The 9,162-nt window shown below is 69.1% G+C and carries 13 protein-coding genes and 1 tRNA gene; 7 read left to right on the plus strand and 7 right to left on the minus strand.

The features are described from left to right. Positions 1 to 140: 140 nt before the first annotated feature. The 4 genes from fabA (at position 141) to rlmN (ending at position 2,785) form a co-directional block, all read left to right on the plus strand. The gene (fabA, locus tag EV668_RS20435) at positions 141 to 665 is read left to right on the plus strand and encodes a 3-hydroxyacyl-[acyl-carrier-protein] dehydratase FabA (protein WP_133773591.1); all 525 of its coding nucleotides are present in this window, start codon (positions 141 to 143) and stop codon (positions 663 to 665) included. Between the two features lie 199 nt (positions 666 to 864). Beyond that, positions 865 to 1,074: a cold-shock protein gene (locus EV668_RS20440; RefSeq protein WP_133773592.1), complete on the plus strand. Its 210-nt coding sequence runs from the start codon at positions 865 to 867 to the stop codon at positions 1,072 to 1,074. Positions 1,075 to 1,260: 186 nt separating this feature from the next. After that, complete coding sequence (locus EV668_RS20445; protein WP_133773594.1) at positions 1,261 to 1,476, plus strand: hypothetical protein; 216 nt, start codon at positions 1,261 to 1,263, stop codon at positions 1,474 to 1,476. A gap of 43 nt (positions 1,477 to 1,519) precedes the next feature. Next, positions 1,520 to 2,785 carry a dual-specificity RNA methyltransferase RlmN gene (gene rlmN, locus EV668_RS20450; RefSeq protein ID WP_425359642.1) on the plus strand — a complete coding sequence of 422 codons (1,266 nt, stop codon included), beginning with the start codon at positions 1,520 to 1,522 and terminating at the stop codon, positions 2,783 to 2,785. A 4-nt stretch (positions 2,786 to 2,789) separates the two neighbouring features. On the opposite strand, the gene EV668_RS20455 is transcribed toward rlmN, so the two are convergent. From EV668_RS20455 to rplU, 6 genes are all read right to left on the minus strand, one after another. After that, positions 2,790 to 3,083 (minus strand): type II toxin-antitoxin system RelE/ParE family toxin, encoded by a 294-nt coding sequence (locus tag EV668_RS20455; RefSeq protein WP_133773596.1) that lies wholly within the window; start codon positions 3,081 to 3,083, stop codon positions 2,790 to 2,792. Beyond that, on the minus strand, positions 3,071 to 3,352 hold the full coding sequence (locus EV668_RS20460) for a CopG family ribbon-helix-helix protein (RefSeq protein WP_133773598.1): 282 nt from the start codon (positions 3,350 to 3,352) through the stop codon (positions 3,071 to 3,073). Before EV668_RS20460 ends, EV668_RS20455 begins: the two co-directional genes overlap by 13 nt. A gap of 74 nt (positions 3,353 to 3,426) precedes the next feature. Beyond that, positions 3,427 to 4,464: a GTPase ObgE gene (gene obgE, locus EV668_RS20465; RefSeq protein ID WP_133773600.1), complete on the minus strand. Its 1,038-nt coding sequence runs from the start codon at positions 4,462 to 4,464 to the stop codon at positions 3,427 to 3,429. A 65-nt stretch (positions 4,465 to 4,529) separates the two neighbouring features. Then, positions 4,530 to 5,162: a GNAT family N-acetyltransferase gene (locus EV668_RS20470; protein ID WP_133773602.1), complete on the minus strand. Its 633-nt coding sequence runs from the start codon at positions 5,160 to 5,162 to the stop codon at positions 4,530 to 4,532. A gap of 161 nt (positions 5,163 to 5,323) precedes the next feature. Next, positions 5,324 to 5,590, minus strand: a complete 267-nt coding sequence (rpmA, locus tag EV668_RS20475) for a 50S ribosomal protein L27 (protein WP_133773604.1) — start codon at positions 5,588 to 5,590, stop codon at positions 5,324 to 5,326. A 95-nt stretch (positions 5,591 to 5,685) separates the two neighbouring features. After that, positions 5,686 to 6,078 (minus strand): 50S ribosomal protein L21, encoded by a 393-nt coding sequence (gene rplU / locus EV668_RS20480; RefSeq protein ID WP_133773606.1) that lies wholly within the window; start codon positions 6,076 to 6,078, stop codon positions 5,686 to 5,688. Positions 6,079 to 6,374: 296 nt separating this feature from the next. Here rplU and EV668_RS20485 point away from each other — a divergent pair, with 296 nt between their 5' ends. Both EV668_RS20485 and EV668_RS20490 read left to right on the plus strand, forming a co-directional pair. After that, positions 6,375 to 7,256, plus strand: coding sequence for a methyltransferase domain-containing protein (locus tag EV668_RS20485; RefSeq protein WP_133773608.1), 882 nt, complete (start codon positions 6,375 to 6,377; stop codon positions 7,254 to 7,256). Further along, a complete protein-coding gene (locus tag EV668_RS20490) occupies positions 7,253 to 7,639 on the plus strand; it encodes a DUF427 domain-containing protein (protein WP_133773610.1) in 387 nt (128 codons plus the stop codon). The genes EV668_RS20485 and EV668_RS20490 overlap by 4 nt, the downstream gene beginning before the upstream one ends. On the opposite strand, the gene EV668_RS20495 is transcribed toward EV668_RS20490, so the two are convergent. After that, on the minus strand, positions 7,600 to 8,703 hold the full coding sequence (locus EV668_RS20495) for a glycosyltransferase family 4 protein (protein ID WP_133773612.1): 1,104 nt from the start codon (positions 8,701 to 8,703) through the stop codon (positions 7,600 to 7,602). The two genes, EV668_RS20490 and EV668_RS20495, sit on opposite strands and share 40 nt — an antisense overlap. Positions 8,704 to 8,813: 110 nt before the next feature. Here EV668_RS20495 and EV668_RS20500 point away from each other — a divergent pair. Next, a tRNA-Ser gene (locus EV668_RS20500) sits at positions 8,814 to 8,903 on the plus strand. Positions 8,904 to 9,162 lie beyond the last annotated feature (259 nt).

Raw genomic sequence — 9,162 nt, forward strand, 5'->3', positions numbered from 1 at the left:
CTTCCTTACTATCTCGTCCCGCCGATCGCAACGTTTTGTCCTGGCGCAATGCGGGGATCGAGGGCAGGGGCCTTTTAGACCGCTCCCTGCCCGTGCTAGGGCGGCCTGCCCGCGCGAGGCCGGGCGGGGATGAGATCGGGATGGCGGGGAAGTCGAGCTTCACCTACGAAGAGCTGCTGGCGTGCGGCCGCGGCGAATTGTTCGGCCAGGACAACGCGCAGCTGCCGCTGCCGCCGATGCTGATGTTCGATCGCATCACGTCGGTCGGCGAGGATGGCGGCGCCTTCGGCAAAGGCCATGTCCGCGCCGAGCTGGATGTCCGGCCCGACCTTTGGTTCTTCCCCTGCCATTTCAAGGGCGATCCCGTCATGCCGGGCTGTCTCGGGCTCGATGCGCTGTGGCAGATGGTCGGTTTCCATCTCGGCTGGCTCGGCCTGTCCGGACGCGGGCGGGCCCTCGGCGTCGGTGAGGTGAAGTTCGCCGATCAGGTCCTTCCGAGCGTGAAGAAGGTCGTCTACGGGGTCGATCTCAAGCGCGTGTTCAAGGGCCGCCTCGTGCTCGGGATCGCCGACGGCTTTCTCGAGGCGGACGGCAAGCGCATCTACGAGGCGAAGGAGCTTCGCGTCGGCCTGTTCAAGCCCGAGCCCTCTCCGTCGGCCGGCTAGGTCGCCGACCGGACGGTTGCGGACCCGGGCGCTCCCGGGGTTGCGGTTCGGTCCCGTCGGCCCCATCTTCGTCAATCAGCCGAGTTCCGGCGCGCTGCGTTGCGGCACGCCCTTGGCAATCACAGAGATGGCTGCGCCTTCTGCGAACGGATTGTCTCCGGTCGTCGCGCAGTTGTCCCGAGACGACGAAGAGACGACCATGACGAACGGCACCGTAAAGTTCTACAACGAGGTCAAGGGCTACGGCTTCATTGCGCCCGACGATGGCGGCAAGGACGTCTTCGTCCATGCGACGGCCCTCGAACGCGCAGGTCTTGGTGCCCTGGCGGAAGGCCAGAAGGTCGTGTTCGAGACCGAACTCGATCAGCGCTCCGGCAAGGCCGCCGTGTCGAAGATCCAGGCCGTCTGACGCCGTAACCACAGCAGGGATTTTTAAGACATTTCTAGCCGGACGTGCTAGGAGGGGTTCCTCTCCGCGTCCGGCGAGCCTCTCTGTCCAAGCTCCCTGGATGCATCGCATCGTCGGCTTGCCGACGTTGGGTTTCGTCATTGCCGCGGCCCGCATGGGCCCGGCGCTTGTATCAGGAGTTGGTTGATGTCTCAGCACCGCTTCGGCGTTGGCGAGCAGGTCCGCTTGGCGGCCCGCTATCCGGACCCGGCAGGCAGCGCCGTCTACGAGGTCGTCCGCCTGATGCCAGAGACCGCCAACGGAGAATTCCACTATCGCGTCCGCGGCCCGAACGGTCAGGAGCGTGCCGCGGCCGAGAGCCAGCTCTCCGCCCTCGAGCCCGCCATGGCCGCCGGGACCTGACATCGCCGCCTTCGCGGCGACCAGCCTCTTCCCAGCCTTTCCGATGATCGAGACACAACTCAGCCCGGCAGCCGCACCGTCGTCGGGGATGGCGCCCCTCGGCCCCCTGCCGAGCCAGGCCTCTCCGGCGCAGAGCGCGGGCGAGGGCCGGCCCACGCTCGTCGGTCTGACGCGGGGCGGGCTCAAGGACCACCTCGCCGCGATCGGCGTGCCCGAGCGAGAGCTGCGCATGCGCGTCGGCCAGCTCTGGCACTGGCTCTACAGCCGGGGCATCACGTCCTTCGACGAGATGACCAATGTCGGCAAGGCGCTCCGCGCGCGTCTCACCGAGACGTCGACGCTCGCCCGGCCGGAGGTCGTGGCCGAGCAGGTCTCCCGCGACGGGACGCGGAAGTGGGTTCTGCGCATGCCGGCCCATCCCGGCGATCGCGGGGCCCGGCCGGCCCAGATCGAATGCGTCTATATTCCGGAGAGCGACCGCGGCACGCTCTGCGTGTCCTCGCAGGTCGGGTGCACGCTCACCTGCTCGTTCTGCCACACCGGCACCCAGCGGCTCGTGCGCAATCTCGACGCGGCGGAGATCGCCGCCCAGCTCGTCGTCGCGCGTGACCGCCTGGGCGATTGGCCGGGCGGCACCCGCCCGACGGACGGGCTGACGCCGGCCGAGGGCGAGCGCGCGGTCACGAACATCGTCTTCATGGGGATGGGCGAGCCGCTCTACAATCTCGACAACGTCGTCGATGCCGTCGACGTGATGAGCGACAACGAGGGCCTCACCCTCTCGCGCCGCCGCATCACCGTCTCGAGTTCGGGCGTGGTGCCGGAGCTGCCGGCGCTCGGCGAGCGGGCGGGGGCGATGCTCGCGATCTCGCTCCACGCCGTCCGGGACGATCTCCGCAACGAGCTCGTGCCGCTGAACAAGCGCTATCCGATCGAGGCGCTGCTCGATGCCTGCCGCGCCTATCCGGGCCTGTCCAACGCGCGCCGCATCACCTTCGAATACGTCATGCTGAAGGGCGTGAACGATTCGGACGCCGATGCGCGCGAGCTGGTGCGGCTGCTGAAGGGCATCCCGGCCAAGATCAACCTGATCCCCTTCAATCCCTGGCCCGGTACCCGCTACGAGTGCTCGGACTGGGACCGGATCGAGCGCTTCTCGGACATCGTCTTCCGCGCCGGCTATGCCTCCCCGGTCCGCACCCCTCGCGGGCGGGACATCCTGGCCGCCTGCGGCCAGCTCAAGAGCGAGACCGAACGCCTCTCGGCAAGGGCCCGGCTGATGGCCGAGGCCGCGCAGGTGGCGGAGTAGCTGCTCAAGGCCAGCCGGCCTCTCTACCGTGCCGAACCGCCAGGATCGTGATCTGGTCGTCGCTCAGCCTGTACCGGACAATGTACCCCGCCGAGCCGAAGAAGATCGGCCATTCGCGATACTCAGGGGGCAGCTTCGCGATCCTGTGACCGGCCTCGGGATGCGATGCGAGAAGGCGGGAGCTTGCCCGAATGGTCCGGATGGCGCGACCTGCGGCGTCGCGGTTCTTGTCGGCGAGAAAACGATGCAGGCGGCTCAGGTCCCGTATGGCGGCGGGAGACCAGATCAGCCGTGGCACGGCGGCGGATCGACGTCCTCGCCCGCTTCCAGGCGCGCGAGCCAGGCGTCGACCTCCTCATCCGTCAGATGCTGGCCCGTCCTCTCGTATTCGATCCAGGCGGCCAAAGTATCCCGGTTCAGGAGATCGCGTTCCTCCTCCCGGTCCAGATATTGCGCGATGGCTTCGCGCATGACGGAATCGGATGTGCTCCGTCGGGCGTCAGCCAAGCGGCGGACGCGCTCCTTCATGTCTTGATCGAGGGTCAGGCCCGTCGTCGCGAGAGCCATGGATGCCTCCGGCCACTGCAACGTTTATCGTAGCATCCCATCTCGCCCCGCCCAAGCGAGGCGACGGACGCCGCTCAGGGCCGCCAGGTTGCTGCCGGCTCGGCCTCTTCGACATCCTCCCGCCGGGCGGCGGTGATCTGCGCGAAGAGCAGGCGTAGCGCATCCTCGACGCCCCGGCCGGAGGCCGAAGACAAAAGCAGCGGCCGGGAGCCCGCCGCCTTGCCGAGCGCGGCGAGGCGCTCCTTCGCAAGGTCGGGGTCGAGGGAATCCGCCTTCGACAAGGCCACGATCTCCGGCTTCTCGTCGAGCCCCGCGCCGTAGGCCGAGAGCTCCTCGCGAATGACGCGGTAGGCCTCGGCCGGATCCTCCTGGGTGCCGTCGACGAGATGAAGGAGGACGCGGCAGCGTTCCAGGTGGCCGAGGAAGCGATCGCCGAGCCCGGCACCCTCATGCGCTCCCTCGATCAGGCCGGGGATGTCGGCGAGGACGAATTCCCGCCCGTCGGCCCGCACGACGCCGAGCCCGGGATGGAGGGTCGTGAAGGGATAGTCGGCGATCTTAGGCTTCGCGGCGGTGACGCTGGCGAGGAAGGTCGACTTGCCGGCATTCGGGAGGCCGACGAGGCCGGCATCGGCGATCAGCTTCAGGCGCAGCCGGATCCAGCGCTCCTGCGCCGGCTGGCCGGGATTGGCGCGGCGCGGCGCGCGGTTGGTCGAGGATTTGAAGTGGGCGTTGCCGAAGCCGCCATTGCCGCCCGTGAGGAGCTTCACGCGCTGGCCGACCTCCATGATCTCGGCGATCAGTTCCTCTCCATCCTCGTCGAGGATCTCGGTGCCGGCGGGAACCTTGAGCACCATGTCGGTGCCGCCATGCCCGGCGCGGTTCTGGCCCATGCCGTGCTGGCCGCGCTGCGCCTTGAAATGCTGCTGGTAGCGGTAGTCGATGAGCGTGTTCAGCCCGTCGACGCCTTCGGCCCAGACGTCGCCGCCCCGTCCGCCGTCGCCGCCGTTCGGGCCGCCGAACTCGATGAACTTCTCGCGCCGAAACGCGACGCAGCCGTTGCCGCCGGCGCCCGAGGCGATGAAAATCTTGGCTTCGTCGAGAAACTTCATGGTCTGTCCAACAAGCATAGCACAGGCGGGCGGATCGCCCACCCCGGCGAGGGGTGGGCGATCCGTCACGGCTGTGCCGCGCCCTCCTCGTGGCGAGGCTGGGGCACGAAACCGGAGGCCGTCCAGGCCTTGAAGCTGCGCCAGCCGCGCCGCTCGAGGCGGAAATGGTCGACCGGGAAGAGGCCGCCCCGGGCCGGGAAGGGCTGGAGGCCCGAACCGGTGGCCGAGAAGCCGCACTTCTCGAGAACCCGCCGCGAAGCGGGGTTGATCACCCGCGCCGAGGAGGTCAGTTCCTTCCCTCCCGCATAGGCGAAGAAGGCATCGACCATCGCGCGTGCGGCCTCGGTGGCAAAGCCCTCGCCCCAATAGGGCACCCCGAGCCAATAGCCGAGATGGGGCGCTCCCGCGCTCTCGTCCGGATGGATCGAGACGATTCCGATCAGCGATCCGGGCTGCGACCGCGGCGTGATCGCCATGGTCAGCTCGCGCCCCTCGAGATTGGCCTGCCGGCTCTTCAGGACGAAGGCCGTGATCTCGTCGGCGGGCAGCGGATGCGGAATGCGGGCCGTCATCTCCGCCACGGCTTTCTCCCCGGCGAGACGTACGATCGCGGCGGCATCGGCCTGGCGCGGCCAGCGCAGCCACAGACGCGCGGTTTCCAGGCGAAAGACATCGTCACGGGTCAGTTCGGGGAACATCGCCTTGCTCCGATCCTGGGCATCCGCGTCGTGCAGAGGCCCAAACGACAAAGGGGAGGTGGTGGCCCACCTCCCCGGATCGGAGGAACCCCGCCTGGGGTCCCGGATATGCGATCCGCCTGGGTCCGTGGGACACCGGCGGAGGCATTTGTCTCCGCCGTTTACTCGGCCGCCTCTTGGGCGGGAATGACCGTTACGAAAGCTCGGCCGGCTTTCGTGAGGAAGCGCACGCGGCCCTCGGTCGTCGCGAAGAGGGTATGGTCTTTGCCCATGCCTACGTTTACGCCCGGATGGAACTTGGTGCCGCGCTGACGCACGATGATGTTGCCCGAGATGACGCGCTCGTCACCGAACTTCTTGACGCCGAGACGGCGGCCATCGGAATCGCGCCCGTTGCGCGAGGAGCCGCCTGCTTTCTTGTGTGCCATGACCTGAACCTCAAAACTCGAATGTCATCATAACCGGGTCGGGTGAGAAAATCACCCGTCCCGGCCGCGACGTAATGGGTGCGCCGGACCGGCGCTCAGGCCTCCGCTTCCGCGGGAGCCGGATCGGCCGGCTTCGCGGTACGGACGGGGGCCTTGGCCTCGGCGATCGTCTCGCCGTTCAGCGCGATGGCGCCGATCCGCACGATCGTCAGGTCCTGACGGTGGCCGCGCTTGCGGCGCGAATTCTTGCGGCGGCGCTTCTTGAAGGCGATGACCTTCGGGCCGCGGGCCTGTTCGACGATCTCGCCGGAGACCGACGCGCCGGAGACGCCGGGCGCCCCCACCTCGACGCCGCCCTCGCGGGTCAGCATCAGGACTTCGTCGAACGTGACCTTGTCGCCGGCCTCGAGAGCCAGCTTCGGAATCGTAATGGTATCACCGGCGGCAACGCGGAACTGCTTGCCGCCCGTCTTGATCACTGCGAACATCGTTCTCTCCGTGTTCGATCCCGGCTCGCTGGGGCGCGGGGCGCCGTCGGCTGGGCTTCTTTGCAGGATTGGCGGGATGTCCGGATGCGGAGCATCCAAACGACGATGAGCGCGGACGCTTCCGCCCACGCTCGACGGCCCGCTCCTAGGGGAGGAGGCCGCCTCTGTCAAGGAAAAGGCTTTTCGCCGGGGGGCGCGGTGTCGGGCGGGGCGTGCGTCGCCCGCTTCGGCGCCGGAATTTTCGGCGGACGGGGGCACGAGTCCCCTTCCTGCCCCGTCCGCGATAGACGGGTGACATGTCCGACGCTCCCGCCCTCTTCGATCGCCCCCTGATGCGCCGCCGCCTCGCGCGGGCGCTCGGGGGCGGCGCCTATCCGGGTTTCCTCGTCGCGAGGGCGGCCGAGGACCTCGCGGAGCGCCTCGATGCCGTCACGCGCCGCTTCGCGCGGGGGATCGATGTCGGGACGCCGGGTGACGTCGCCGCGCGGCTCATGCGCCGGTCCTGCGAGAGCGTGGTCCGGCTCGGGGCGCCGGGCGTGCCGGGCATCGACGTCGCCGGCGACGAGGAGGCCCTGCCTTTCGCCGCAGAGAGCGCCGGTCTCGTCGTCTCGCTCCTCGCGCTCCAGGGCGTCGACGATCTGCCGGGCAGTCTTGCGCAGATCCGACGCATCCTCGTGCCGGACGGGCTCTTCCTGGCCTGTCTCCTCGGCGGGGAGACGCTCGGCGAGTTGCGCCAGTCCTTCGCCGCCGCCGAGGCGGAGCTGGAAGGCGGCGTCTCGCCGCGCGTCGCGCCCTTCGCCGATGTGCGGGCGATGGGCGGCCTGCTGCAGCGGGCCGGCTTCGCGCTTCCGGTGACCGATCTCGACCGCGTGGTCGTGCGCTATGCGACGCCTTTCGGCCTCATGCAGGACCTCCGCGCGATGGGGCTCGCCAATCCGCTGATCGAGCGACGGCGTGTGCCGCTGCGGCGAGCGACCCTGTTGCGGGCCGCGGCGATCTACACCGAGCGCTTCGCCGATCCCGATGAACGGGTGCGGGCGACCTTCGATCTCGTCTGGCTCTCCGGCTGGGCGCCGCACGAGAGCCAGCAGAGGCCCTTGAAGCCGGGCTCGGCCCGCGCGAGACTCGCCGATGCCCTCGGCGTGCCGGAACGCGGCCCGACAGGAGAGATTCGATGACCTCCGCTGCCAACACCGCCGCCAGAACGCCGGGCCCCGATCACCCGATCACGATCGAACCCAATCCGCATCGCGTCCGCGTGATCGTCGGCGGGGTGATCGTCGCCGAGACCACGGCGGCGCTGACGCTGCGCGAGGCTCGGTATCCGGCCGTCCACTACATCCCGCGGGCCGATATCGCAGCCGACCTGTTCGAGCCCTCGGAGCGGCGCTCGCATTGCCCCTACAAAGGGGATGCGCGCTATTTCACGGTGACGGCGGGCGGACTCGTCAAGCGCGACGCGGCCTGGAGCTACGAGGCTCCCTTTCCCGCCGTCGCAGCCATCGCCGGCCATCTCGCCTTCTATCCGGAGAAGGTCGACGCGATCGAGGAGCTGAACTGATCGGTCGAGACGTCGCGGCCGCGGCGGGTCGCCGACATCTCCGCGTAGAGCGCTTCGTAGCGCTCGATCATCAGGCGGGCGTCGAGGGTGGATTCCGCTCGCGCCCGGCAGGCGGCGCGGTCGAGCCTCGCCGCCTCGGCGATGGCGCGCGCCAGCCCCGCGACGTCGCCGGGCTCGGCGAGCCGGCCCGTCGCCGTGTCGAGGATGTCCTGCAGGGCGCCGCGCCGGAATCCGGCGACGGGCGTGCCGCAGGCGAGCGCCTCGGCGACGACGAGGCCGAAGGGTTCCTCCCAGACCGGTGAGACCACGGCGACGCGCGCCTCGCGCAACTGCCTCGTGAGGTCGGTCTCGCCGAGATGGCCGAGGTCGGTCACGCCGAGGCCGAGGCGCGGTGCGATCGCGCTATCCCAATATTCCTGGCAGACGCGGGCGCCCGCGAATCGAAGCGGCATCCCGGCGAGCCGTGCCGCGTCGATCGCGAGGTGCAGCCCCTTCTCGGGAGAGACGCGGCCGCTCCAGAGGGCGTAGGGCGGTCTGGCCGGAGCGAGGTTCGGCGCGAAGGCGGCGAGGTCGACGCCGTTGCCGATGACCGCGATCCGCGGCGCGACACCGCTCCAGACCCGGGCGAGATGGGACGAGACCGCGACGATGTCGATCCGGGCCGCAGCCTGCCGCAAGGCGGAGGCGAAGGGCTCCCAGGGCGGCACGTGCAGCGTCAGCGCCATGGGAGCGGGGAGGGGGCCGGCGAGCGTCGCCTCGTGGAGGCAGTTGTTATGGACGATCTCGAAGCCGCCCGCCGCGACGCGTCGCAGCATCTGCGCATAGGCCGCGGCTTCCCGGGCCGCCGAGGCGGCGTCAGCGCGAGGATCGCCCGTCGCCGCTCCGATCGGCGGACAGACCGGGATCGGGCGCAGCGCCGGGTCGCTTCCCTCGGCCGCGAACAGCGCGACCTCGTGCCCGCGCGCCCGAAGCCCGCTCGCCAGGAGATGCGTGTGACGCTCGAGGCCGCCCGTGAAGGGCGGGCCGATGGGGAATCGCAGATGCGAGAGGATGGCGATCCTCATGCTTCGCCCTCCTGTCGCGCCGATGATCCCCGAACTCATCGATGACGCGACGAATGCCTTGTGATCCACCATGGTGCATGATAGTGCCTCCCGCGACCACGCACAGGCCCGGAGAGGTGGCAGAGTGGTTGAATGCACCGCACTCGAAATGCGGCATACGGGCAACCGTATCGGGGGTTCGAATCCCTCCCTCTCCGCCACGACTTAAGCTATTGTAGACGATACGCTTTTCGGCTCGTGGCGAGCTGGAATTCCTCGGTATTTCCGGGGCTTTGCCGAGGCGGTTGCTGGGCCGATTCCATCGGAGACCCGCTAAGGCAGATTATCCGAGATTCTTTGCCGTCCGTCTCAGATGGCCCTTTGGGCCAGTACGGACGTCTCCGTTTGGCCAGCCGGGCAAGTAGTCCGGATGCGCCAGAATTCGTCTCTGGACAGGTCGAGGCGCCCGGACGGCGAGCA

Origin of the sequence: Enterovirga rhinocerotis, from assembly GCF_004363955.1 — a bacterium.
Taxonomy (GTDB): Bacteria; Pseudomonadota; Alphaproteobacteria; order Rhizobiales; family Beijerinckiaceae; genus Enterovirga; species Enterovirga rhinocerotis.

Excerpts from the sequence above, each read along its gene's own strand:
- obgE (WP_133773600.1), bottom strand. The coding sequence starts at position 4,464 with ATGAAGTTTCTCGACGAAGCCAAGATTTTCATCGCCTCGGGCGCCGGC.
- rpmA (WP_133773604.1), bottom strand. The coding sequence starts at position 5,590 with ATGGCACACAAGAAAGCAGGCGGCTCCTCGCGCAACGGGCGCGATTCC.
- EV668_RS20495 (WP_133773612.1), bottom strand. The coding sequence starts at position 8,703 with ATGAGGATCGCCATCCTCTCGCATCTGCGATTCCCCATCGGCCCGCCC.
- EV668_RS20445 (WP_133773594.1), top strand. The coding sequence starts at position 1,261 with ATGTCTCAGCACCGCTTCGGCGTTGGCGAGCAGGTCCGCTTGGCGGCC.
- EV668_RS20490 (WP_133773610.1), top strand. The coding sequence starts at position 7,253 with ATGACCTCCGCTGCCAACACCGCCGCCAGAACGCCGGGCCCCGATCAC.
- rlmN (WP_425359642.1), top strand. The coding sequence starts at position 1,520 with ATGATCGAGACACAACTCAGCCCGGCAGCCGCACCGTCGTCGGGGATG.
- EV668_RS20460 (WP_133773598.1), bottom strand. The coding sequence starts at position 3,352 with ATGGCTCTCGCGACGACGGGCCTGACCCTCGATCAAGACATGAAGGAG.
- fabA (WP_133773591.1), top strand. The coding sequence starts at position 141 with ATGGCGGGGAAGTCGAGCTTCACCTACGAAGAGCTGCTGGCGTGCGGC.
- EV668_RS20440 (WP_133773592.1), top strand. The coding sequence starts at position 865 with ATGACGAACGGCACCGTAAAGTTCTACAACGAGGTCAAGGGCTACGGC.
- EV668_RS20470 (WP_133773602.1), bottom strand. The coding sequence starts at position 5,162 with ATGTTCCCCGAACTGACCCGTGACGATGTCTTTCGCCTGGAAACCGCG.
- rplU (WP_133773606.1), bottom strand. The coding sequence starts at position 6,078 with ATGTTCGCAGTGATCAAGACGGGCGGCAAGCAGTTCCGCGTTGCCGCC.
- EV668_RS20485 (WP_133773608.1), top strand. The coding sequence starts at position 6,375 with ATGTCCGACGCTCCCGCCCTCTTCGATCGCCCCCTGATGCGCCGCCGC.